The 24,257-nt window shown below is 71.1% G+C and carries 20 protein-coding genes, 1 tRNA gene and 1 pseudogene; 8 read left to right on the forward strand and 14 right to left on the reverse strand.

Features of this window, described 5'->3' with window-relative positions:
• Window positions 1–115 precede the first annotated feature (115 nt).
• The gene (gene serS, locus HW130_RS10780; RefSeq protein ID WP_177149264.1) at window positions 116–1,393 is read left to right on the forward strand and encodes a serine--tRNA ligase; all 1,278 of its coding nucleotides are present in this window, start codon (window positions 116–118) and stop codon (window positions 1,391–1,393) included.
• Window positions 1,390–2,202, forward strand: coding sequence for an HAD family hydrolase (locus HW130_RS10785; RefSeq protein WP_177149265.1), 813 nt, complete (start codon window positions 1,390–1,392; stop codon window positions 2,200–2,202). The genes serS and HW130_RS10785 overlap by 4 nt, the downstream gene beginning before the upstream one ends.
• A gap of 3 nt (window positions 2,203–2,205) precedes the next feature.
• Here the strand turns inward: HW130_RS10785 and HW130_RS10790 are convergent.
• From HW130_RS10790 to HW130_RS10820, 7 genes are all read right to left on the reverse strand, one after another.
• A tRNA-Ser gene (locus tag HW130_RS10790) sits at window positions 2,206–2,292 on the reverse strand.
• 263 nt (window positions 2,293–2,555) lie between these two features.
• Window positions 2,556–3,176, reverse strand: coding sequence for an NADPH-dependent F420 reductase (locus tag HW130_RS10795; RefSeq protein WP_177149266.1), 621 nt, complete (start codon window positions 3,174–3,176; stop codon window positions 2,556–2,558).
• Window positions 3,177–3,284: 108 nt separating this feature from the next.
• A complete protein-coding gene (locus tag HW130_RS10800; protein WP_177149463.1) occupies window positions 3,285–3,974 on the reverse strand; it encodes a hypothetical protein in 690 nt (229 codons plus the stop codon).
• Window positions 3,975–4,239: 265 nt separating this feature from the next.
• Window positions 4,240–4,959, reverse strand: a complete 720-nt coding sequence (locus HW130_RS10805) for an ABC transporter permease subunit (protein ID WP_177149267.1) — start codon at window positions 4,957–4,959, stop codon at window positions 4,240–4,242.
• 17 nt (window positions 4,960–4,976) lie between these two features.
• Window positions 4,977–5,888, reverse strand: coding sequence for an ABC transporter ATP-binding protein (locus HW130_RS10810; protein WP_177149268.1), 912 nt, complete (start codon window positions 5,886–5,888; stop codon window positions 4,977–4,979).
• On the reverse strand, window positions 5,885–6,787 hold the full coding sequence (locus tag HW130_RS10815; protein WP_177149269.1) for an ABC transporter permease subunit: 903 nt from the start codon (window positions 6,785–6,787) through the stop codon (window positions 5,885–5,887). Before HW130_RS10815 ends, HW130_RS10810 begins: the two co-directional genes overlap by 4 nt.
• On the reverse strand, window positions 6,784–7,749 hold the full coding sequence (locus HW130_RS10820) for an ABC transporter ATP-binding protein (RefSeq protein WP_177149464.1): 966 nt from the start codon (window positions 7,747–7,749) through the stop codon (window positions 6,784–6,786). Before HW130_RS10820 ends, HW130_RS10815 begins: the two co-directional genes overlap by 4 nt.
• A gap of 298 nt (window positions 7,750–8,047) precedes the next feature.
• Here HW130_RS10820 and HW130_RS10825 point away from each other — a divergent pair, with 298 nt between their 5' ends.
• From HW130_RS10825 to HW130_RS10835, 3 genes are all read left to right on the forward strand, one after another.
• Window positions 8,048–9,823, forward strand: coding sequence for an SDR family oxidoreductase (locus HW130_RS10825; RefSeq protein WP_177149270.1), 1,776 nt, complete (start codon window positions 8,048–8,050; stop codon window positions 9,821–9,823).
• Window positions 9,824–9,913: 90 nt separating this feature from the next.
• Window positions 9,914–10,555 (forward strand): hypothetical protein, encoded by a 642-nt coding sequence (locus HW130_RS10830; protein ID WP_177149271.1) that lies wholly within the window; start codon window positions 9,914–9,916, stop codon window positions 10,553–10,555.
• Window positions 10,556–10,761: 206 nt separating this feature from the next.
• Window positions 10,762–11,334, forward strand: a complete 573-nt coding sequence (locus HW130_RS10835; protein WP_177149272.1) for an RNA 2'-phosphotransferase — start codon at window positions 10,762–10,764, stop codon at window positions 11,332–11,334.
• A gap of 98 nt (window positions 11,335–11,432) precedes the next feature.
• Here HW130_RS10835 and HW130_RS10840 read toward each other — a convergent pair whose 3' ends face one another.
• Complete coding sequence (locus HW130_RS10840; RefSeq protein WP_177149273.1) at window positions 11,433–12,332, reverse strand: LLM class flavin-dependent oxidoreductase; 900 nt, start codon at window positions 12,330–12,332, stop codon at window positions 11,433–11,435.
• Between the two features lie 92 nt (window positions 12,333–12,424).
• Here HW130_RS10840 and HW130_RS10845 point away from each other — a divergent pair, with 92 nt between their 5' ends.
• The gene (locus HW130_RS10845) at window positions 12,425–13,294 is read left to right on the forward strand and encodes an HAD hydrolase family protein (RefSeq protein WP_177149274.1); all 870 of its coding nucleotides are present in this window, start codon (window positions 12,425–12,427) and stop codon (window positions 13,292–13,294) included.
• A 48-nt stretch (window positions 13,295–13,342) separates the two neighbouring features.
• Here the strand turns inward: HW130_RS10845 and HW130_RS10850 are convergent, their stop codons facing one another.
• From HW130_RS10850 to HW130_RS10870, 5 genes and pseudogenes are all read right to left on the reverse strand, one after another.
• Window positions 13,343–14,530: a M23 family metallopeptidase gene (locus HW130_RS10850; protein WP_256356020.1), complete on the reverse strand. Its 1,188-nt coding sequence runs from the start codon at window positions 14,528–14,530 to the stop codon at window positions 13,343–13,345.
• Between the two features lie 125 nt (window positions 14,531–14,655).
• A pseudogene (locus tag HW130_RS10855) lies at window positions 14,656–14,856 on the reverse strand (histidine kinase); the annotation flags it as partial.
• 124 nt (window positions 14,857–14,980) lie between these two features.
• Complete coding sequence (gene cydD, locus HW130_RS10860) at window positions 14,981–18,547, reverse strand: thiol reductant ABC exporter subunit CydD (RefSeq protein ID WP_218183381.1); 3,567 nt, start codon at window positions 18,545–18,547, stop codon at window positions 14,981–14,983.
• Window positions 18,548–18,553: 6 nt separating this feature from the next.
• Window positions 18,554–19,555: a cytochrome d ubiquinol oxidase subunit II gene (gene cydB, locus HW130_RS10865; protein ID WP_177149277.1), complete on the reverse strand. Its 1,002-nt coding sequence runs from the start codon at window positions 19,553–19,555 to the stop codon at window positions 18,554–18,556.
• A 21-nt stretch (window positions 19,556–19,576) separates the two neighbouring features.
• Window positions 19,577–21,082 carry a cytochrome ubiquinol oxidase subunit I gene (locus HW130_RS10870; protein ID WP_177149466.1) on the reverse strand — a complete coding sequence of 502 codons (1,506 nt, stop codon included), beginning with the start codon at window positions 21,080–21,082 and terminating at the stop codon, window positions 19,577–19,579.
• A 199-nt stretch (window positions 21,083–21,281) separates the two neighbouring features.
• On the opposite strand from HW130_RS10870, the gene HW130_RS10875 reads away from it, so the two are divergent.
• Window positions 21,282–21,692, forward strand: a complete 411-nt coding sequence (locus HW130_RS10875; protein ID WP_177149278.1) for a cyclophilin-like fold protein — start codon at window positions 21,282–21,284, stop codon at window positions 21,690–21,692.
• Window positions 21,693–21,695: 3 nt separating this feature from the next.
• Here HW130_RS10875 and hisC read toward each other — a convergent pair whose 3' ends face one another.
• Window positions 21,696–22,775 (reverse strand): histidinol-phosphate transaminase, encoded by a 1,080-nt coding sequence (gene hisC / locus HW130_RS10880; protein WP_177149279.1) that lies wholly within the window; start codon window positions 22,773–22,775, stop codon window positions 21,696–21,698.
• Window positions 22,776–23,135: 360 nt separating this feature from the next.
• Between hisC and HW130_RS10885 the strand changes: the two genes are divergently transcribed.
• Entirely contained in the window at window positions 23,136–24,248 is a 1,113-nt protein-coding gene (locus HW130_RS10885) for a LacI family DNA-binding transcriptional regulator (protein WP_177149280.1), read from the forward strand.
• Window positions 24,249–24,257: the final 9 nt, after the last annotated feature.

Below are 24,257 nucleotides of genomic sequence, written 5' to 3' on the forward strand. Positions count from 1 at the left end.
GGCGCCCGGGGCGAGGAATTGCCCCACCTTTATCGATTCCGGCAATTCGGGCAAAGTGACACGCAAGGCAATATCGGTTTGGGGTGGCCCGAGTCGGCACCGGTAGCCTGGTGGGGTGATTGACCTTCGCCTGCTCCGTGAGGACCCCGACCGTGTTCGCGCCTCCCAGCGCGCCCGTGGAGAGGATGTCGACCTCGTCGACGCACTTCTCTCCGCCGATGAGCGGCGAAGGTCCTCGGGCCTCCGCTTCGACGAGCTGCGTTCCGAGCAGAAGTCGCTCGGCAAGCTCATCCCCAAGGCCTCTCCCGAGGAGCGCGCCGAGCTTCTGAAGAAGGCCGAGCAGCTCAAGACCGACGTCAAGGCGGCCGAGGCCGCGCAGAACGACGCCGACGAGGAGACCAGGCAGCTCCTGCTCAAGCTCGGCAACATCGTCCACCCGGACGTTCCGGTCGGCGGCGAGGAGGACTTCGTCGTCCTGGAGACGCACGGCACGATCCGCGACTTCGCCGCCGAGGGCTTCGAGCCCAAGGACCACCTGGAGCTCGGCGAGGCGCTCGGCGCCATCGACGTCGAGCGCGGTGCCAAGGTCTCGGGCTCGCGCTTCTATTACCTGACCGGCGTCGGCGCCCTCCTGGAGCTCGCCCTCGTCAACGCCGCGATCGCCCAGGCGACCGAGGCCGGCTTCGTCCCGATGCTCACCCCCGCGCTGGTCCGCCCCCGCGCCATGGAGGGCACCGGCTTCCTCGGTCAGGCCTCGGAGAACGTGTACCACCTGGAGAAGGACGACTACTACCTGGTCGGCACCTCCGAGGTCCCGCTCGCCGCGTACCACATGGACGAGATCATCGACGGCGACAAGCTGCCGCTGCGGTACGCCGGCTTCTCGCCCTGCTTCCGCCGCGAGGCCGGTACGTACGGCAAGGACACCCGCGGCATCTTCCGGGTCCACCAGTTCGACAAGGTCGAGATGTTCTCGTACGTCGCTCCGGAGGACGCCGAGGCCGAGCACAAGCGGCTGCTGGAGTGGGAGAAGCAGTGGCTGACCGGCCTGGAGCTGCCGTTCCAGGTGATCGACGTCGCCACCGGTGACCTCGGCGCCTCGGCCTCGCGCAAGTACGACTGCGAGGCGTGGATCCCGACCCAGGGCAAGTACCGCGAGCTGACCTCCGCGTCGAACTGCGACGGCTTCCAGGCGCGCCGCCTGTCCGTCCGCATGCGCGACGGCAAGAAGGTGCAGCCGCTGGCGACGCTGAACGGCACGCTGTGCGCCGTGCCGCGCACCATCGTGGCGATCCTCGAGAACCACCAGCTGGCCGACGGTTCGGTGCACGTCCCCGCGGTCCTGCGTCCCTACCTCGGCGGCCGCGAGGTGCTGGAGCCGATCTCCAAGTGAGTCCCGCCCCCTTCCCGTACAAACTCGTCGCGACGGACCTGGACGGCACGCTGCTGCGCGGCGACGAGACCGTCTCGGAACGCACCCGTGACGCGCTCGCCGCGGCCACCGCGGCGGGTGCCGCGCACATCGTGGTCACCGGGCGCGCGGTGCCGTGGACGCGGCACATCCTGGACGACCTCGGCTACGACGGCCTGGCCGTGTGCGGGCAGGGGGCGCAGGTCTACCACGCGGGCGAGCACCGGCTGCTGACGTCGGTCACCCTCGACCGGCAGCTGGCAGGGCTCGCCCTCTCCAAGATCGAGGCGGAGGTCGGCCCGCTGCTGCTGGCGGCGAGCCGGGACGGGCTCGACGGCGACGTGCTGATCGGCGAGGGCTACCGGGTGCAGGAAGGCCCGCTGCCGTACGTGCCGATGAAGGACCCGGCCGACCTGTGGGCCGCTCCGCTGAACAAGGTCTACATCCAGCATCCGACGCTGGACGACGACGAGCTGGCGACCGTGGCCAGGGCGATGGTCGGCAACCTGGTGGACGTGGTGATGGCGGGCGCTGGGATCGTGGAGATCCTGCCGCTGGGCCTGAGCAAGGCGACGGGCCTGTCGCTGGCCGCGCGCCGACTGGGCGTACGGGGCGCGGACACGATCGCCTTCGGCGACATGCCGAACGACATCCCGATGTTCGGCTGGGCCGCGCACGGCGTGGCGATGGCGAACGCGCACGACGAACTGAAGGCCGTGGCCCACGAGATCACGGCGTCGAACGAGAACGACGGCATCGCGGTGGTCCTGGAGCACCTGCTCCGGGGCTGACGGCGGAGGATGCGCGGATCGAACGCGCGCAGGGTCGGAGCCCTGATCACGGCTTAGCAAGCCGGTGCCTTACCACTCGGCCAATCCTCCGGGAGGGGGCGGCCCGCGCGGATGCGCGCTCGAAGCGGCCGCCCCCTGGGCAGCCGCTCCGGGTGGCCGTGCGGAGGGTGATGACTACTCCGCGGCCTGCCCGGTGCCGCCCCGACGGGAGCACAACGGACTTCGACTCGAACTCTCGGTCATCGCCGCACTCCTCTCCCGGTCGGTGGCACCGGCACCTCACACGGATGTGCGGTACCGGCTTCAACCACTCTGCCCGGTACGGGCGTTCGGCGCCAACGGATTTCTCGTCGTCAGCGGGCCCGCAGAACCTCCACGTTGAAGACGTGCGCGCCGAGCGCGGTGGCCACCCCCACGAACAGCAGCGCGAAGTGCTCCTGGCCCCGGGCCGTGGCGATGCCGCCGAGGTCGAGCCGGGAAGCGGCCGGCCAGCCGAAGTCCTCCAGCAGTTCGCCGACGCGCTCCTTGGCCCCGGAGTCGTCCCCGGACAGGAAGACCGTGCCGGGCGAGGTCAGGAGCTCGGGACGGATCATGACCGAGGCGTCCATCGTGCACAGCGTCTTGACGACCTTGGTGTCCGGCAGCGCCCTCTGGAGGATCTCGCCCACGCTCTCGTTGTGGTGCACCAGCTCCATGGCGGGCGTCAGGGCGACGGTGACGTCGAGCAGCACCTTGCCGGCCAGTTGCGGCCGCACGGAAGCAAGAAGTTCGACGCTCTCGGAGGTCCCCGGCGTGGCGTTGACGACGATGTCCCCGTGTGCGGCCGCCTCGGCCACGGTGACCACGGGGTGGTCCAGGTCCTTCCTGTTCTGCGGGTCGCGGGAGCCGAGCACCACGTCGTGCCCGGTGCGTACGGCGCCGGCCGCGAGTGTCCTGGCGACGTTTCCTGTGCCGATGATCGCGATGTTCGTCATGGGTGCGACGCTATGCGGCGCACGGCCCCGGCCGTATCGGGCTACATGCCCGGACACGGTCGGGCTGTGGACGTAGGCCCGACCGGCCGGGTGGTCAGCAGCGGACGGTCAGCGACGCCTGCGGCGACGGAGATCTCTGAGCTGGCGGGCGAAGTCGTCCATCCTCGCGTCCATCCGGATCATGTCGTCGGACAGTTCGCACAACCGGTTGCTCATCGCACCGACCACACGGTTGGTGGCCTCCAGTCGCTGGTCGAGACTGTCGAGCCGCTGCGACATCCGGTTCAGAACCGGGCCGAGCTCCTGCAGGGCCGTGCCCACACCGGCGAGGCAGTGCTCGACGTCGGTGACTCGGCGGTCGAGCGATGCGTAGCCCTCGCGCCATCCCTCCTCCGCGTCGAGGAGGTAGGTGCGGACGCGCCGGGCGATGTCGCTGTCGCGCAGGAGCATGGCGACGTTGAGCACGGCACGGCGGGTGAAGAGGGTGAGGCTGGAGCGGCGCTGTGGATAACTGGCGCCACCCTCGAATGAGAGTGACAAGTTGTCACTCTGATATTCGCGCAGGTCAGAGCCACGCAACACCTGCATCCCGTTCTCGGTGAGCTCTTCGCGGTGCCGTGACGCCATCTGCCTGATGACAGCTGTGGATACTTCGAAGTACCCCGCGACGCCGTCTGTGGACACATGCATGCTGTCCGGCAGCAGCCGGAGCGCCTTCACCTTGTCAAGCACTTCGACGTGCCCCTTGACGCTGTCGCGCATCGCGCGCGATTCGAGCAGGGCGACTTCTTTGGGCATGGGCATGCCTTCCGTTCCGGAACCGGCCATGGACGGCCCTCTCCCCGGGCACAGGGGCGGAGGTCGGCTCACGGTGCAACCCACTCAATGACCGGCCCGACCGAGATCCCTCGCCCCGGCACCGGCAATCCCCGACTTCACGAACGCTCGACGCCACTCACTCCAGTTGCCTCCACGCACAGGGCACAACGAGCCGATAAACGTACAGTTACGCGAAACGGGTCGGCCCCCGCCCGACCGGGCAGGGGCCGCCGTGCGCCGCGTGTCACTCCTCGCCGGCGAGCTTGAGGACGCGCAGCCGCTGGCCCGCGTACCAGGTCGCCGCCACGGTCACCCCTGCCAGCAGCGCCACGGCGGCGGGCAGGCCGACGTCCGAGCCGATCATTCCCTCGCCGCCGATCTTCTCGGCCAGCGACAGGGACCACTGCTGGACGCTGAGCGTCCGGGCCCCGGGGACCAGGCTGCCGAACAGCGTCTCCCACACCAGGGCGTAGACGAGCCCGATGACCACCGCGTGCCGGCTGACCGTGCCGAGCAGAAGGAAGAGGGCGCTGTACGCGATGGAGGCGACCAGGGCCGCGACGGTGCAGGCGATGGCGATCTGCTGCCCGTTGCCGTTCAGGATGAAGCCGGCGACGAATGTGGGGACGGCCGAGAAGGCCATGGTCACGGCGATCGCCACGATCAGCTTGGTGAAGATGATCGTCGGCCGTTTCACCGGCTTGGCGAGCAGGTAGACGATCGAACCGTCGTCGATCTCGGGGCCGATCGCACCCGTCCCCGCGATCACGCCGATCAGCGGCACCATCGTGGCGAGGGCGAACCCGCTCAGGACGTCGGCCGCGACCTGGTCGTCCGCGCCGTTGAACGCCCGCACGGCGGCGGCGATCAGCAACAGCAGAGCGGGCAGCACGAACAGGAGGGCGGCACGGCGCCTGCCGAGCACGGCCCGATAGGTGAGCCGGGCGACTGTGGGGTTGTACATGGACGTCACAGCTCCTTTCAGGCCGCTACGAGGTAGGAGAAAACCGATTCGAGGGACTCGTCGGACGGCGAGACCGTGAGCAGCCGGATGCCGTGCTCCCGCGCGACCTTCGGCAGCAACTCGGTGAACCGGCCGAAGTCGACGGCCTGGATGCGCAGCGCCCCCTCGCCGAGGTCGACCTCGATGCCGGCTGTGGACGGGTCGGCGATCAGGGCGGCGGCGAGCGCCCGGTCGTCGCTGGAGCGGACCAGGTAGCGGTGCGGGCGGTCCGTCATCAGGCGGCGGATCCGGCGGAAGTCGCCGCTGGCCGCGTGCCGCCCGGCGACGATCACCTCGATGTGGGAGGCCAGTTGCTCGACCTCCTCGAGGATGTGCGAGGAGAACAGCACGGTGCGGCCGTCCGCGCCCATGCGGCGCAGCAGGTCCATGAGCTGCATGCGCTGGCGCGGGTCCATGCCGTTGAACGGCTCGTCCAGCAGCAGCACGGACGGGTCGTGGACGAGCGCGGAGGCCATCTTCACGCGCTGGCGCATGCCCTTGCTGTACGTCGCGATCTTGCGGTCCTGGGCGTACTCCATCTCGACCGTGGCGAGCGCCCGTGCGGCCTCGCGGTCGCCCAGGCCGTGCAGTTCGGCATTGGCGACGACGAACTCGCGGCCGGTGAGGAAGTCGTACATCGCCTCCCGCTCGGGGACGACGCCGATCTGCCGGTAGACCGACTCGTCGCGCCAGATCGGCCGACCGTCGAGAGTGACGGTGCCGGTGGAGGGGGCGAGGAAGCCGCCCATCATGTTGATGAGGGTGGACTTTCCGGCCCCGTTGGGGCCGAGGAGACCGGTGACGCCGGGGCCGATCGCCATGGTGACGTCGTTGACGGCCACCACGTTGCCGAACCAGCGCGACGCGTGCTCGATGTTGACCGTTGTCACAGGCCGACCTTCCGGTAGCGGCGCATCAGCACGGCGTACGAGCCGGCGACGAGCGCGAGGAGGACGAGGAGGTAGACGACTCCGGCGCCGGTTCCCGGGCCCTCGCCGCCCGGGAAGGCGGACGTGGCACCGAGGAACGCGGTCTGCACCCCGTCGATGAGCGTGACCGGCGAGAACAGACCCAGCCACGGGACGGCGCCCGCCGAGCCGGTCTCCCAGGCGATGGCCTGGACCGTGGACACGGCGCCGAAGGTGATGGTGAGTGTCGCGATCACGGCGGCGACGCCGAAGCCGCGCCGCGGTGTGAAGGCGGCGAGCACGAGGCCGATGCCGCCGAAGAGGACGGAGAGGAGGGCCACGGAGACCATGCCCTGCGCGAAGCCCTTCGTCTGGTCGGCGAAGTCGAACTTCGCCAGCAGCGCACCCAGATAAAGGATGACCAGCGGCGTGGCCGTGAGGACGAAGAGCGCGGAGGCCATCGCCGCGAACTTGGCGACCACGTAGTCGACGCGCTCGATGGGACGCGAGAAGTACAGCGGGACCGACTTGAACCGCAGGTCGCGCGAGACGGACTGCGGTGCCTGCGCCGCCAGGAACAGGGCGATCAGCGCCTGCATGATGATCGCGTAGCGGGTGTACTCCACCGGCAGGTCCGACATCGAGGGCACCGAGATCGCGACGGCCACCATGATCGCCGCCACGAGGCACATGATGCCGAGCAGGATCATCGGCAGGACCTTGGACTTGGCGGAGCGGCCGAGGCCGTACGCGCCGCGCAGCGACTGCGAGTAGAGCGAGCGGCGCGCGTAGGCGCGGCCGAGGCGGGGGCCGTCGTAGGTGCGGTACCCGATGTTGTGGATCCGCGTGGTCTCCGGGGCCCCGGGGGTCTGCGTGCTCACCGGGCCTGCACCTCCATGGGCCGGTCGGCCGTCTCCGGGCGGAAGACCTCCGCGATGTGGTGACGGCGCTGTTCCATCCGGACGAGACCGAGGCCGAGGTCGGCGACGGTGTCCCGGACGATGTCGTACGTCTCCTCGCCGGCCGCCTCGAGCAGCAGGATGTGGCCCGCGCCGGGCAGGCCCTCCTCGGTCCGCTCGTGCAGCGTGACCCCGGCATCGGCGAGCGCGGCCCGCAGCGCGGCGGTGCCGTCGGGATGCGTCTCGGAGTCGGTGACCTCGACCGCGAGGGTGGCCGTGGTCTGCGTGAACTCCTTCGTGGAACTGGAGCGCAGCAGCGTGCCGCCGTCGATGACGACGACGTGGTCGCAGGTGCGCTCCAGTTCGCCGAGGAGGTGGGACGTGACCAGGACCGAGATGCCGAAGTCGGTGTGGATGCGGCGGATCAGGCCGAGCATCTCGTCGCGGCCGACCGGGTCGAGTCCGTTCGTCGGCTCGTCGAGGAGGACGAGCTGCGGGTCGTGGACGAGGGCCTGCGCCAGCTTCACGCGCTGCTTCATGCCGGTCGAGTAGCCGCCGATGGGGCGGTAGCGCTCCTCGTAGAGGCCGACATGGCGCAGCGTGTCGGCGGTGCGCTCGCGGGCGGCCGTCGGCGGCAGTCCCGACATGCGCGCCATGTGGACGACGAACTCGGTGGCCGAGACGTCGGGTGGCAGGCAGTCGTGCTCGGGCATGTAGCCGACACGCTCGCGGATCTGCGCTCCGCTCGTGGCCACGTCGAGTCCGAGCACGGCGGCACGGCCCTCGGTGGCGGGGGACAGACCCAGCAGGATCTTGATCAACGTGGACTTGCCGGCTCCGTTGGCGCCCACCAGGCCGGTCACACCGGGGCCGATGTCCAACGAGAGCCGGTCAAGCGCGGTCACCCTCGGGAACCGCTTGCTCAGGCTTTCGGTCGCGATCACAGTCACGCTTCGACGGTAGTGGCGGCCGCCACACCTGACGTCAGCCTCGCGTCCCGATGTGCGTCCGACTCGAGAGGTACGGACCCGTAGGGGCGATGCGACCTGAGGCCACCCCACGTCAGGGGTCCGGGGTTTCCCCAGGCCGCGCGCACTGCTTGACGTGACCGCCGGGCATGGTCACATTCATCGGTGTCACGTCACGGCTCGTAGTCGCCCGGGAGACGGACGGTGGCGTGGTCTCGTGCCGGGGCCGACGATCTGCCGCAGGTGCGGTGCCGGGCGGAGGGGAGATGATCCGGTGAGCGGTCTGCAGGGGGCGCGCGAGCGCCGGGTCCGTACGGGCGGTGTCGAGCTGTGCGTCGCCGAGCTGGGCGACGAGACACGGCCGACCGTGCTGCTGGTGCACGGCTATCCGGACAGCAAGGAGGTCTGGTCCGAGGTCGCGGCCGGGCTCGCCGACCGCTTCCACGTCGTGCTGTACGACGTCCGGGGCCACGGCGCCTCCACCGCCCCCGTCCCGCTGCGCGGCGGCTTCACGCTGGAGAAGCTGACCGACGACTTCCTCGCCGTGGCCGACGCGGTGAGTCCGGACCGGCCGGTGCACCTCGTGGGGCACGACTGGGGGTCGGTGCAGTCCTGGGAGTTCGTCACGGTCCGGCGCACCGAGGGCCGCATCGCCTCGTTCACCTCCCTGTCCGGCCCGTCCCTGGACCATTTCGGGCACTGGGTCGAGCAGCGGATGCGCCGGCCCACCCCGCGCCGCGTCGGACAGCTCCTCGGCCAGGGCGCCAAGTCCTGGTACGTGTACCTGCTGCACACGCCGGTGCTGCCCGAGCTGGCCTGGCGCGGGCCGCTGGGCAAGCGGTGGCCCAGGATGCTGGAGCGCGTCGAGCGCGTGCCCGCCGGGGACTATCCGACAGCCTCGCTGCCCCAGGACGCCGCGCACGGGGCCTGGCTCTACCGGGACAACGTCCGGGCGCGGCTGCGCCGCCCGCGCGCCGACGCCTACGCCCACGCGCCGGTCCAGCTGATCACGCCGACCGGTGACGCCTTCCTGTCGGAGCGGCTCTACGACGACCTCGACGCCTGGGTGCCGCGGCTCACCCGCCGCACCCTGGCCGCCAAGCACTGGGTGCCGCGCACCCGCCCGGACCAACTGGCGGCCTGGATCGGCGACTTCGTCACGGCCCACGAGTCCGGCACAGCACCCCCGGGCCCTCCTACCGCGGCGGCGGCCCAGGGGCCGTACGCACAGCGGTTCGGCGGCCGGCTCGTGCTCGTGACGGGCGCGGCGAGCGGCATAGGGCGGGCCACCGCCTTCGCCTTCGCCGAGGCCGGGGCGCGCGTCGTCGCGGTGGACCGGGACGCGGAGGGCGCCGCCCGGACCGCGGAGCTTGCGCGGCTGACGGGTGCGTCCGACGCCTGGGCGGAGACCGTCGACGTGGGCGACGAGCAGGCGATGGAGAAGCTGGCCGAGAAGGTCACCACGGAGTACGGGGTGGTGGACGTCCTCGTCAACAACGCCGGGGTCGGCCTGTCGGGCTCGTTCCTCGACACGAGCACCGACGACTGGAAGAGGGTCCTCGACGTCAACCTGTGGGGCGTGATCCACGGCTGCCGGCTCTTCGGGGGCCGGATGGCGGAGCGCGGCCAGGGCGGCCACATCGTCAACATCGCGTCGGCCGCCGCGTATCTGCCGTCCCGGACGCTTCCCGCGTACAGCACGTCCAAGGCGGCCGTGCTGATGCTCAGCGAGTGCCTGCGCGCCGAGCTCGTCGGCCGGGACATCGGCGTCTCCGTGATCTGCCCCGGCGTCGTGAACACCAACATCACCGCGACGGCACGCTTCGCCGGGGCGGACGAGGCGGAGCAGAAGCGACGGCAGAGGAAGGCGGCTCGGCTGTACGGGCTGCGCAACTACCCGCCGGAGAAGGTCGCCGAGGCCGTCCTGAGGGCCGTCATGAGCAACCAGGCGGTGGTGCCCGTGACGCCGGAGGCGCGGGTCGCCCGTGTCATGGCGCGGTTCACTCCGAGGGTGCTGCGCGCGCTCGGCCGGATGGAACCCCCGCTGTGAGCGGCGCCGAGTACCGGATCGAGGATTCTGCGTCGGATCGCGGAGCTCCTCGACCGCGGCTACACGCCTGCATCGATCAAGGAGTTGCTCGTGGCGTGGGACGCGGGCGGCGGCCTGGGCGGGGTGCTCGGGCGCGTCGCCCAGGTGCAGGGGCCGTGGACCGACGAGGAGGCGGCACGCGTCACCCGGGCCGAACTGACCGAGGAATTGGGGGTGTCGACCGACAGGGAGTCGCTCGACGACGCCGTGGATCTCGGCGTGCTGGAACGGATCCCGGTCCGCGAGGACCAGTTCCTGGTACCGAGCCCGCAAGAGCCAGCCCTGGCCGCCCAGTTGCTCGCCGTCGGTGTGCCGCTGTCGGCAATCCTCGGTCTTCTCAAGGAGATTCGGGTGCAGGCCGAGCACATCGCCGATCGTTTCCTCCAGTTCACCGCCGAGCACCTCTTCGCCCGGCATCTGGGACACCGGCTCGCCGACGGACGCGGAAGGGGTGGAAGCGGCCGTTCTGGTCCGGCGTCTTCGCCGCTCGCCCAGCAGACGGTCGACGCGGAACTGGCGCGTGGGATGCGGGTGTTCGCCCTTGGCGGCACCTCCAGCAGCACCTGTCGGCGGGCGGCCCGGCGCATGCCGCTGCAGGAGCCGACCGGTGATGCTGCCGGTGAGCACAATGGAGGCTGTACGGAATCTGGTTGGCGAGACGCATGCCGCCGGGTTCATCGCAGAGGCCGCTGAACAAGAGGCGCAGACATGCATGTTGGACTCAGTGGCCACAACACACAACGAGACCAGTAGATTTGGTCAAATAGGGTAAACGCCACCGCTGTTGTCCACAGATTCGCCAATCTCCCTGTGGATAAGCTGAGTTGGTTGTGGACCAAACATCTGGGGCGCAAAAATTTCCAGTGGCGTGGCCGACATCGTCGGGGCACGCTGAAGGTATGAACGCAAGACCCGTCGGCGCCTCCCCGGACGACCGGCGCACCGTCAAGGTGTCGAAGTACCTCTCGAAGCATCTGAGGCACCAGCCGGAGCGAATCGGCATCACCCTCGACGCGAACGGCTGGGTGCCGATCGACGAGCTGATGCGCGCAGCAGCGGAGCACGGCTTCCGTTTCACCCGCGCCGAGCTCGACCATGTCGTGGCCGTCAACGACAAGAGGCGCTTCACCGTCGACGGAGCCCGTATCCGCGCCAACCAGGGCCACACGGTGGACGTCGATCTCGGGCTCCCGCCGGCCGAACCGCCCGAGTACCTGTACCACGGCACCATCGCGCGCAGCCTGGACGCGATCCGCGCCGAGGGACTGCGCCCGATGAACCGCCACGACGTCCACCTCTCGCCCGACCGGGAGACCGCCACGCGCGTCGGCGCCCGCCGAGGGCGCCCCGTGGTGCTGGCCGTCCACGCCGGTGCGCTGCACCGGGCGGGCCATGTCTTCCGGGTCAGCGCCAACGGCGTGTGGCTGACGGCCTCGGTGCCCCCGGAGTTCATCCGCTTCCCGGGTGCCTAGCGGCCCCCGCCCGTCTCCCTCCCCCCGGGCCCCCTGAGCCGCCGGTGCTGCGAGCGGTCGTGTGGACGGGGCGGGTGAACGGTGGCCACCGCCGTCGGTCAGCGGCGGAGCTGTGCCAGGGCCTCCGTCGCGATCTGCTCGAAGACAGCCTGGTCGGCGGCGAAGACCGAGTCGGGGATGGGCGCGTGGATCACGATCTCGTCGAAACCGAGCGCGAGGTGACGGCCCGCGAAGTCGACGAACGCGTCCAGCGACTCCAGCGGCCGCCCCCGGTCGGGGGTGAACCCGGTCAGCAGGATCTTGTCCAGTTCGGCTTCGTCCCTGCCGGCGTCGGCACATGCCTTCGACAGCTTGCCCATCTGCCCGCGGAGGGCCTCGATCGACTGCTCGGGCGTCCCGGTCTCGAACAGCTTCGGGTCACCGGTCGTCACCCACGCCTGCCCGTGCGCGGCGGCGAGCCTCAGTCCCCGCGGCCCGGTGGCGGCGACGGCGAACGGCAGCCGCGGGCGCTGGACGCAGCCGGGGATGTTGCGCGCCTCGACCGCCGAGTAGTAGGTCCCTTCGTGGTTGACGGCCTCCTCGGTCAGCAGCCTGTCGAGCAGCGGCACGAACTCGGCGAACCGGTCGGCCCGCTCCCGCGGCGTCCACGCCTCCTGCCCGAGCGCCGTGGCGTCGAAGCCGACACCGCCCGCGCCGACACCGAGTGTGATCCGGCCGCCGGAGATGTCGTCCAGGGAGATCAGCTCCTTGGCGAGGGTCACCGGGTGCCGGAAGTTGGGGGAGGTCACGAGCGTGCCCAGCCGCAGCCGCTCGGTCGCGGCCGCAGCGGCGGTCAGCGTCGGCACGGCCCCGTACCAGGGCCCGTCCCGGAAGGTCCGCCACGACAGGTGGTCATAGGTGTACGCGGCGTGGAAGCCGAGCTGCTCGGCGCGCAGCCACTGGTCGCGGCCGCCGTCGTGCCAGGGTCGTACGGGAAGGATCACAGTACTCAAACGCATGCATCGAGCGTACGGGGCGGCGCACGGGAAGCCGCCCCCTCAGATGTGCGCCCTCCCGCACGCCCGTGCAGCCGGTACGGGAGAATGTCCCAGTGACCTCAGCTACCGATCCCCGCCACCTGCCCGCGACGCCCCGGCTGATCGCCACCGACCTCGACGGCACACTGCTGCGCGACGACAAGTCCGTCTCCGACCGGACGATCGCCGCACTCGCCGCCGCCGAGGAGGCCGGGATCGAGGTCTTCTTCGTCACCGGCCGCCCGGCCCGCTGGATGGACGTCGTGAGCGACCACGTCCACGGCCACGGCCTCGCGATCTGCGCGAACGGCGCGGCCGTCGTGGACCTGCACTCCGGCGGGCAGCTGCTCAAGGTCCGTGACCTGCCGAGAGCGAACGCGCTCGACGTGGTGACCGCCCTGCGGGCCGCGGCCCCCGGCACCTCGTTCGCCGTCGAACTGGCCACCGGCATCCACTACGAGCCGCAGTACCCGCCCTTCCACCTCGACCCGGGCGCGACCGTCGCCACGGCCGAGAAGCTGCTCCACGAACCGCGACCCGGCCTGGGCGCCCCCGTGCTCAAGCTGCTGGCCCACCACTCCGAGCTGACCCCCGACGGGTTCCTGGCGCTGGCCCGCTCGGCCACCGCGGACCTCGCCTCCGTCACCCGTTCCAGCCCGACCGCGCTGCTGGAGATCAGCGGACTGGGCGTGAGCAAGGCCAGCACGCTCGCCCTGTGCTGCGCGGAGCGGGGTATCTCGGCCGACGAGGTCGTGGCCTTCGGGGACATGCCCAACGACGTGGAGATGCTGACCTGGGCAGGCACCTCGTACGCGATGGGCAACGCCCATCCGGACGTCGTCGCCGCCGCCTCCGGGCGGACCGTCGCCAACAACGACGACGGTGTCGCCGTCGTCATCGAGCAGATCCTCACCCGGCACGCGCGGGCGCGGGCGCGGGGCTGACCGGGCACCGGCCCCGGCCGGGCTCCGGTCGCCGGCGCGAGGGCTGCGCTACAGCGGGACACCGTGCGACCGCAGCCAGGCCAGCGGGTCGACTCCCGACCCCAGGTAGGGCGTGAGCCGCACCTCGAAGTGCAGGTGCGGCCCCGTCGAGTTGCCCGACGTGCCGGCCTGACCGATCCACTGCCCGGTGCGCACCTGCTCGCCCTGGTCCACGGTCACCCCGGCCAGGTGTGCGTACTGGGAGTAGTAGCCGCCCGGGTGCTCGACCACGATCTCGATACCGAAGCCGCCGCCGCAGGACACCGAGACCACCCGGCCCGCCCCGATGGCACGCACCGGCGCGCCGATGCCGACGGCGAAGTCCTGCCCGGTGTGCCGCCGAGCCCAGCGCTCACCGACACTGTCGAACCCGGCGGACAGGCTGTAGTCCTCGACGGGCGTGACCCACTCGGGCCCGCCTTCGGGCAGCTTGGGCTGCTCGAGGCGTACGGCGCCCGCGCAGGCGCCCGCCGCCACGCTGGCGTCGGCCTCGCCCTGCAGCTGCCACTGCGCGGTCTCCAGTTTCGCCTCGATGCCCCGCTTGACCACCGCGAGCTGCGCGTTGCGCGTCGCGAGGTTCCGCCAGGCGGCTTGCGCCTTCTGCTCGGCCCGTCCGAGCTGCCGCTCGGCCCGCCGGGCCCGCTCCAGCAGCAGGTTCACGGCCCGCTCCGTCTGCGCCGCGACACGGTAGCCGCGCAGCAGCGCGTCGGGGTTGTCGGCGAGCAGCAGCCGTGCGGTGTGGGCGAGGGAACCGCCGGTGCGGTACTGCTCGCGCGCGACGCCGCCGATCGAGTCGTGGATGGCTCCGAGCTCCGCCCTGTGCTCCGCCAGTCTGGACTGGAGCTCCTCCGCCGTGACGCGCTGCGCCTCCGCCGCGCGGCTGCTCCGCTCGTACGCCGCGGTGGCCTTGGCCGCGTCGGCGAACAGCCGTGCCACTTCGACGGCGACGGGGGGCGCGGGCTGGTCGGCCTCCGGGGCGAGGGGCGCGGGCCGGTCGAGTACGGGAGGCGCGGGCTGGTCAGGGACCGGGGGCTCGGGCTGGTCGGGGACCGGCGGCTCGGGCTGGTCAGGGATGGGCGGCAGCTCGGAAGCGGCGGCCGACAGCTTCGGCTTCTCGGACGCCGCGGCGGATGCCGGCGCACCGAGGAGCGTGCACAGCACCACCGGAACGATCATCAGCCTGTCACGGTGTCTCAAGCACATTCCGTGATCGTCACCCGGCTTCGCCGCCAAGTCGGGCAACGGTGCGGTGTCGTACGGCCACCTGGCCCAGCACGCACCGCGCTCGGGCGACAGACGCCCGCCGAACGGTCCAGCGGGACCTACAGCGGCGCCTGCCGGAAGACCGTCGAGCCCGCGCCGCCGGCCCCGGTGCCCGGTCCGACGCCGCTCGATCCGGCCCATGACTCGGCCCGGCGCGCCAGATCGCGCAGCCCGCCGCACCGGTCCCCGTCCGGGATGCCCACGCCGTCGTCGGCCACGGTCATCCGGACGCCGTCCGTCCCGGCGGGCAGTGCCGCGGTCCGGGGATCACCACTCCGCGCGGCGTGGCCGGGGTGTCGGAGGAGACCGCAACGATCTCCAGTCCGCGCCAGGGCCGCGGGTCCCGGCCCGCGGTGTCGGACGGCTCCCCCGGCGACGGCATGGTCATGCTGTCGCGGCCGGTGAGGCAGAGAGCCGGGAGCCGTGGGCGTCGGCGGCCCGCTCCCGCTCCCGCATCGACCGCAACGGCCCCTCCACCAGGGCGAGCGCGTCGTACGGGCCGCGCTGCACGACGCGCCCCGCCTCCAGCACCACGACCTCGTCGACGGCCTCCAGACCGCGCAGACGGTGCGTGATCAGTACGGTCGCCGGCCCCACGCCGCTCCGCTTCTCCGCGGCCGCGAGCAGGTCGGCGGTGAGCGCGTCGGCGGTCGCCAGGTCGAGATGCTCGGCGGGCTCGTCCAGGACGAGCACCGGGAAGTCCGCGAGCAGCGCCCGAGCCAGGGCGAGCCGTTGGCGCTGGCCACCGGAGAGGCGGGCTCCGTGTTCCCCCACGAGCGTGTCGAGCCCCTCGGGCAGCGCGTCGGCCCAGTCCAGCAGGCGGGCCTCGCCGAGCGCCCGCCGGAGATCGTCCTCCGTGGCCTCCGGTCGTGCGAGGCGCAGGTTCTCCCGCAGCGTGCTGTCGAAGATGTGGGCGTCCTGGGCGCACAGCCCCACGAGACGCCGTACCGCGTCGCCCTCCAGGGCCTCGGCGGGGACGCCGCCGAGCGTGTACGTCCCCGAGTCGGCGTCGAGGAAGCGGAGCAGCACGTGGGCGAGCGTGGTCTTCCCCGACCCGGAGGCGCCGACGACGGCCACCCGCCTGCCCGCCGTGAGGATCAGGTCGACGCCGCTCAGCGCGTCCGCCTCCTGCCCGGCGTACCGGGCGCCGATCCCGCGCAGTTCCAGCGGGAAAGCGGTGGCGGGCGGTGCGGCCGGGTGCGACGGCTCGTGCACGGGCACGGGCGCGTCCAGCACCTCGTGCACCCGCTCGGCGCTGCGCTCGACCCGGCGGCGGTACTGCACGGCGAGCGGCAGTCCGACGACCGTCTCGAAGGCGGCGAGCGGTGTGAGGACCACGACCGCCAGGCAGACGCCGGTGAGCCGGCCGTCGTGCACCGCCTGGATGCCGGCGAACGCGGCACCCACCACGGTCAGGCCGCAGATCAGCGACGAGAGCCCGCCGCCGAGTGCGGTGGCGGCCGCTCCGCGCGCGGCGATGCCGGTCAGGATCCGGTCCGCGTCCCGCGCGGCCGCGAGCCGCCGCGGCAGCGCCCCGGCGACGGTCAGTTCGGCCGTTCCGCGCAGCAGGTCGGCCACCGTGGTGGCGAGCGCTCCGCGCGCCGGCGCCAGCTGCCGCTCGGCCCGCCGGGCGACGGCCCCGCTCAGCAGCGGCACGCCCACGCCCGCGGCCAGCAGGCCGGCGGCGAGGACGGCCCCCGCCTCGGGCAGCAGCCAGGCGGTGAACCCGACGGAGGCCACGCCGACGACGACGGCCGCGCCCGCCGGAAGCATCCAGCGAAGCCAGTAGTCCTGGAGGGCGTCCACGTCGGCGACCAGCCGCGAGAGGAGGTCCCCGCGCCGGGTCCGGCGCAGCCCGGCGGGCGCGATCCGCTCCAGCCGCCGGTAGACCGCGACCCGCGTCTCGGCGAGCATGCGGAGCACCGCGTCGTGGGAGACCAGTCGCTCCGCGTACCGGAAGACGGCCCGTCCGATGCCGAAGGCGCGGGTGGCCGTGACCGCCACCATCAGGTAGAGCACCGGCGGCTGTTCGGACGCCCGGGATATCAGCCATCCGGACACGGCCATCAGCCCGACCGCCGATCCGAGGGCGAGGCTTCCCAGCAGCAGGGCCAGGGCGAGCCGGCCGCGCAGTCCGTCCGCCGCCGCACGGACTCTCAGCAGCGGAGACCGTATGCCGTCCGGGACGGCAGCGCGCGCACCGGACGGCTCCGCGCCGGCCTCCTCGTCCGGCCGGACCGCCGCGGGCGCCTGCGCCGGTCCGGCGGAACCGTGCGCCGTGGCGGAACCGCCGCCGGTGCGGGTGAGCGTGACCACCCGGTCCGCCACGGCCAGCAGGGCCGGGCGGTGGGCCACGAGCAGGACCGTGCGCCCCTGCGCCAGCCGGCCCACGGCCTCGACGACGCCCGCCTCCGTCGCGCCGTCGAGCGCGGCGGTCGGCTCGTCGAGCAGCACCAGCGGCCGGTCGGCCAGGAACGCCCGGGCGAGCGCGAGCCGTTGCCGCTGTCCGGCGGACAGCCCCGCGCCGTCCTCGCCGAGCACCGTGCCCGCGCCCTGGGGGAGTGCGCTGACGAAGTCGTACGCCCCCGCCTCCCGCAGGGCGGCGTGCACCGCCGCGTCGTCGGCGTCCGGGCGGGCCAGCCGTACGTTCTCCGCGATCGTCCCGGCGAAGAGGTACGGGCGCTGCGGCACCCAGGCGATCTGCTGCCGCCAGAGCTCGGGGTCGAGGGCGGCGAGGTCGGTGCCGCCGATCCGCACCCGCCCTTCGGCCGGTTCCACGAACCCCATCAGGACGTCCAGCAGCGTCGACTTGCCGACGCCGCTCTCCCCCACCACGGCCACCGTCTCGCCGGGTTCCACCACGAGCGAGGCCGCGGAGGGAGCGGCCTCGTCGCGCCCGGGACGGCGTACGGTCACCGCGTCGAACTCCAGCCGGAACTCGTCCGGGACCGGCCCGCCGCCGGTGCGCGTCGGCTCGGTGCCGAGCACCTCGAAGATCTCCTCGGCAGCCGCGAGACCCTCGGCCGCCGCGTGGTACTGCGCTCCGACCTGGCGCAGCGGCAGATACGCCTCGGGGGCGAGAATGAGGATCACCAGGCCGGTGTACAGATCGAGTTCGCCGTGGACGAGCCGCATGCCGATGCCGACGGCCACCAGTGCCACCGACAGCGTGGACAGCAGCTCCAAGGCGAACGACGACAGGAACGCGATCCGCAGCGTGCGGACCGTCGCCTGCCGGTACTGCGTGGTGATCGACCGGATCGACTCCGCCTGCGCCTTCGCCCGCCCGAAGACCTTGAGCGTCGGCAGCCCGGCCACGACGTCCAGGAAGTGCCCGGAGAGCCGTGACAGCACCTGCCACTGACGGTCCATCCGGGACTGGGTGGCCCAGCCGATGAGCACCATGAACAGCGGGATCAGGGGCAGCGTCACCACGATGATCGCGGCCGAGACCCAGTCCTCGGTCACGATCCGGGCGAGCACGGCGACCGGGACCACGATGGCGAGCCCCAGCTGCGGAAGGTAGCGCGAGAAGTAGTCGTCCAGGGCGTCGATGCCGCGCGTCGCGAGCGTGACCAGAGCACCGGTGCCACCCCCGGCCGGGCCGGAGCCGTCCACCGGGCCGGGCCCGAGCTCGGCCGCCCGCGCCAGCAGCCGGCCCCGCAGCTCCCACTTGACCGCCGCGCTCGCCCGGTGGGCCGCCAGCTCGGTCAGCCAGGAGACGAGCGCACGGCCGGCCGCGACGGCCGCCAGCAGGACCAGCGGCGCCGACAGACCCGACACGGTCAGCCCTCGCTGGAAGGCGCCCACCACGACCTCGGCGATGAGCATCGCCTGCGCGATGACGAGCACCGCGCCGACGAGCCCGAGAGCCACCACCGCGCCCAGGAAGAGACGGGTGGCACGGGCGTACCGCAGGAGCCGGGGGTCGATCGGTTTCACGTGAAACATCCCTCGCTAGTGGGAGTCGGCGAGGTGCTGGACGCCGATCCGCTTGCGGAACACCCAGTACGTCCAGCCCTGGTAGAGCAGCACCAGCGGTGTGGCGACCGCCGCCAGCCAGGTCATGATCTTCAGGGTGTACGGACTCGACGAGGCGTTGGTGACCGTCAGGCTCCAGGCGTCGTCGAGCGTGGAGGGCATGACGTTGGGGAAGAGCGTCAGGAACAGCATCGCCACGGCCGCCGCGATGGTCACTCCCGAGAGCGCGAACGACCATCCCTCGCGCCCTGCCTTGATGGCCCCGACCGCACCGACCAGTGCCGTGACGGCGACCACCATGGCGACCAGACTGGTGCTGTCGCCTCGTGACGTCTGCGTCCAGGCCAGGAAGACCAGCGCCACGGCGGCGGTGACGAGCCCCAGCTTCAGCGCCATCGCCCTGGCCCGCACCCGGATGTCCCCCACCGTCTTCAGCGCGGCGAAGACCGTGCCGTGGAAGGTGAACAGCGTCAGCGTCACGAGGCCGCCCAGCAGCGCGTACGGATTGAGCAGGTCGATCAGCCCGCCCACGTACTCCTTGTTCTCGTCGATCTTCACGCCGCGCACGATGTTGCCGAACGCCACGCCCCACAGCACGGCGGGCACCAGCGATGTCCAGAAGATCGCGTGCTCCCAGTTGGTCTGCCAGCGCTTCTCGTCGCGCTTGTGCCGGTACTCGAAGGCGACACCGCGCACGATCAGGCAGACCAGGATCAGCAGCAACGGCAGGTAGAAGCCGGAGAAGAGAGTGGCGTACCACTCGGGGAAAGCCGCGAAGGTCGCACCGCCCGCGGTCAGCAGCCACACCTCGTTGCCGTCCCAGACGGGCCCGATGGTGTTGATCAGCACCCGGCGCTCGGCCCGGTCACGGGCGAGCAGCTTCGTCAGGACACCGACTCCGAAGTCGAAACCCTCCAGGAAGAAGTAGCCGATCCACAGAAAGGCGATGAGTACGAACCAGACGTTGTGGAGTTCCATGCCTCAAGCTCCTCAGCGGTCTCAGTACGAGAAGGCCATCGGCCGGTCGGCGTCACGGTCGTGGCCGCCGATCCGGGTGGGCGGGTTGAGGTCGGCCTCCGTCAGTTCGGGCGGACCCGCCTTGACGTACTTCACGAGCAGCTTGACCTCGATCACGGCGAGCACCGCGTAGAGCAGGGTGAAGACGGTCATCGAGGTGATGACCTCCGCCTGGGACACACCGGGGGAGACCGCGTCCCGGGTCTGCATCACGCCGTAGACGACCCAGGGCTGCCGGCCCATCTCGGTGAAGATCCAGCCCCAGGAGTTGGCGATCAGCGGGAACGCCATCGTCCAGAGCGCCAGGAGCCAGTACAGCCGGGTGAGCCTTGTCCCGAGCGGCTTTCGCAGGAGTACCAGGTGCGGCACCTCGTCCTCGCCGGTCCGCAGGGCGGTCGGCAGCAGGAACTTCTTCCGTGTGAGCCACAGGCCCAGCAGGCCGAGGGAGAAGGAGGCCATACCGAAGCCGATCATCCAGCGAAAGCCCCAGTAGGCGACCGGGACGATGGGCTTGTAGTCACCGGGGCCGAACTTCTCCTGCAGCGCCTTGTTGGTGTCGTTGATGCCGGGCACGTACGAGTCGAAGTCGCTGTGGGCGAGGAAGGACAGCAGCCCGGGGATCTCCAGGGCGACCTTGTTGTGCCCCTTGTCGACGTCTCCGTAGGCGAACACGGAGAAGGGCGCCGGCTCCTCGCCGTCCCACAGTGCCTCGGCAGCGGCCATCTTCATCGGCTGCTGCTCGTACATGACCTTGCCGAGGGTGTCCCCGCTGACCGCGGTGAGCAGGCCGCCGACCGCCAGGGTGACCAGGCCGAGCCGGAGCGAGGACCGCATCACCGGGATGTGCTTCTTGCGCATCAGGTGGAAGGCGGCGATGCCGACCATGAAGGCGCCGCCCGTCAGGAAGGCCGCCGAGAAGCTGTGGAAGACCTGGTTGAGCGTGGTGTTCTGGGTCAGGACCGCCCAGAAGTCGGTCAGCTCGGCGCGGCCCTTCTCCTCGTTGATCCGGTAGCCGACGGGGTGCTGCATCCAGGAGTTGGCCGCGAGGATGAAGTACGCCGACAGCAGCGTGCCGATCGAGACCATCCAGATGCAGGCCAGATGGATCTTCTTGGGCAGCTTGTCCCATCCGAAGATCCACAGGCCGATGAACGTCGACTCGAAGAAGAACGCGATCAGTGCCTCGAAGGCGAGCGGCGCACCGAAGATGTCCCCGACGAAGCGCGAGTAGTCGGACCAGTTCATGCCGAACTGGAACTCCTGCACGATCCCCGTCACCACGCCCATGGCGATGTTGATCAGGAACAGCTTGCCCCAGAACTTGGTGGCCCTGAGGTACTTCTCCTTCTCCGTCCGCACCCAGGCCGTCTGCAGTCCGGCCGTGAGCGCGGCGAGCGAGATCGTCAGGGGCACGAAGAGGAAGTGGTAGACGGTGGTGATGCCGAACTGCCAGCGCGCCAAGGTCTCGGGCGCCAGCGCCAGGTTCAGGTCCACGTCGTCTCTCCTTACATCGGCGTGGTCACCGCGGTCGCCCACCCATTCCCTTCCATACGGGATCAAGAAGGGCGAGCTTGTGAACGCGTTCACATTCACAAGCATTATGGCTCAAACGAAATCCGTAGCGCCTACCGGGGGTCCCCTTAAGGGCCTCTTCCCGAAATTTTCAACATATTGTTGAATCCTGGGCATGCAGATACGCATCTCCTGGCCCACCGGACAGCTGACCGCCACGATCGACGAAACCCCCACGAGCAAGGCGCTCATGGGGGTTCTGCCGTTCTCCGCGACCGCGCGGACCTGGGGAGAGGAGGTCTACTTCGAGACCCCCGTCTCCCCCGCCCCGGAACCGGACGCGCGCCAGGTCGTCGAACCGGGCACGGTCGCGTTCTGGACCGACGGCGACGCCCTGGCTCTGCCCTACGGTCCGACGCCCATCTCCCGGGGCTGGGGGTCCCCCCGAACGGAGTTCGGGGGAGAGTGCCGTCTCGCGAGCCCGTGCAATGTCCTCGGCCGCATCGACGGCGACCCGCGCCGGCTCGCGTCAGTCCGCGACGGCGACCCGATCCGGGTGGAACATGTCGCGACCGACCGGGCCTGACGCCTAGAGGGACGCGCGGAAGGTCTCGGCGGTGTGCAGGAACAGGTCGTTGGCCTCGTCCTCGCCGATCGTCACGCGCACGCCCTCGCCCGCGAACGGCCGCACGACGACGCCCGCCTTCTCGCAGGCGGCCGCGAAGTCGAGCGTGCGCTCGCCGAGCCGCAGCCAGACGAAGTTGGCCTGCGTCTCCGGGACCGTCCAGCCCTGCTTCACCAGCGCCTCGTGCACGCGGATGCGCTCGCACACCAGCGAGCCGACCCGTCCCAGCAGCTCGTCCTCCGCCTGCAGCGAGGCGACCGCCGCGTCCTGCGCGAGCTGCGAGACGCCGAACGGCACCGCCGTCTTGCGCAGGGCGGCGGCCACCGGCTCGTGGGCGATCGCGAAGCCGACCCGCAGCCCGGCGAGACCGTACGCCTTGGAGAACGTGCGCAGCACCGCCACATTGGGGCGGTCGCGGTAGATCTCGATGCCGTCCGGGACGTCCGCGTCGCGGATGAACTCGCGGTACGCCTCGTCCAGCACGACCAGCACGTCCGAGGGCACCCGGTCCAGGAAGCGCTCCAGCTCGGCCCGGCGCACCACGGTGCCGGTCGGGTTGTTGGGGTTGCAGACGAAGATCAGCCGGGTCCGGTCGGTGATCGCGTCCGCCATCGCGTCCAGATCGTGCACCTCACCCGAGGTCAGCGGCACCTGCACGGACGTCGCACCGCTGATCTGCGTGATGATCGGGTACGCCTCGAAGGAGCGCCAGGCGTAGATCACCTCGTCGCCGGGGCCCGAGGTGGACTGCAGCAGCGACTGCGCGACGCCCACCGACCCGGTGCCGGTGGCCAGGTGCGTGGCGGGGACCCCGAACCGCTCGGCCAGCTCACCGATCAGACCGGTACAGGCCATGTCGGGGTAGCGGTTGAAGTTCCGCGCCGCGGCCAGGGCGCTCTCCATGACGCCGGGCAGCGGCGGGTACGGGTTCTCGTTGGAGGAGAGCTTGAAGGCGACCGGGCCGTCGGCCGCCGCCGGCTTGCCGGGCTTGTATGTGGGGATGCCGTCCAGCTCGGCGCGCAGCTTGGGGCTCGTCTCGCTCACCGCAGGTCCTCCTCGATCATGCATGTTCGGTACCGCTCACCAATACTCCTCACCTTATGAGGATTCCTGGCTGCTGCGAATGGCCGCAGGCGAGGAAAAGGGGGGAGCGCGCCACCCTGGCGCACGCCGGTAGCTCACGCCGTGGCGCGCATCCCTCGTAGTGGTGAGTTGAGACCTCTTCGCAACCTGGGCCCCTCAACAGGCCCATGCGGCCGGATACCCGACACATTGAGCCACTCGCCTCCAACTCCCTTGATATTCATTGAATTTGAGCTCTAATGATCATGCAAAAACGTGCCTGTCAACGCCTGCATATGCGACCGGCCAGACCCACCGTGCGAGCCCTACTATCGGCTCGCCATGACAGCAGCAGGGAAGCACCAGGTGAGCCGGACGGACACATCCCGCCGGGGCAGCCGGCAAGGCCGGGCGGGCATCCGGGACGTCGCCGCCGCAGCCGGAGTCTCCATCACAACTGTCTCCGACGCGCTCAACGGCAAGGGGAGGCTCCCGGACGCCACCCGTCGGCACGTCCGCGAGGTCGCCGACCGGCTGGGCTACCGCCCTTCCGCCGCGGCCCGCACACTCAGAACCGGGAAATCGGGCTTAATCGGCCTGACCGTGACGACCTACGGGGATGAACCTTTCACCTTCACGGAATTCGCGTACTTCGCGGAGATGGCCAGAGCCGCCACGTCCGCCGCACTCGCCCGCGGCTACGCGCTCGTCATTCTCCCCGCCACCTCACGCCACGACGTCTGGTCGAACGTCGCCCTCGACGGCACCGTCGTCATCGACCCCTCCGACCACGACCCCGTCGTGACCGAGCTGGCCCGCCAGGGTCTGCCCGTCGTCTCCGACGGCCGCCCGGCCGGCACGCTCCCGGTCACCGCCTGGGTCGACAACGACCACGAAGCCGCCGTACTCGGCCTGCTCGACCACCTCGCCGCCGCCGGCGCCCGCCGGATCGGCCTGCTCACGGGCACCACCACCGACACCTACACCCGGCTGTCGACCACCGCGTACCTCGACTGGTGCCAACGCGTCGGCCAGGACCCGGTCTACGAGTCCTACCCGGCGCACGACCCCTGCGCGGGCGCCGTCGCCGCCGACCGGCTGCTCGCCCGGCCGGACCGGCCCGACGCCGTCTACGGTCTCTTCGACCCCAATGGAACCGACCTGCTGGCCGCGGCCAGGCGGTACGGCCTGCGCGTCCCCGACGACCTGCTGCTCGTGTGCTGCAGCGAGTCGACCGTGTACGCGACCACCGAGCCGCCGATCACGACGCTGTCGCTCAAGCCCCGCCGGATCGGCACGGCCGTGGTCCAGCTGCTGATCGACGCCATCGAGGGGATCGACGAGGACCGGCCGGTCGAGCAGGTGATACCGACCGAACTGATCGTCAGGACGTCCTCGCAGCGCCGCCCCCCGCGCACCACGGTGAGCGCGCCACGGGCCCCGGCGAAGGACTAGACCAACCCA

Origin of the sequence: Streptomyces sp. PKU-EA00015 (assembly GCF_013387495.1) — a bacterium.
GTDB lineage: Bacteria > Actinomycetota > Actinomycetes > Streptomycetales > Streptomycetaceae > Streptomyces.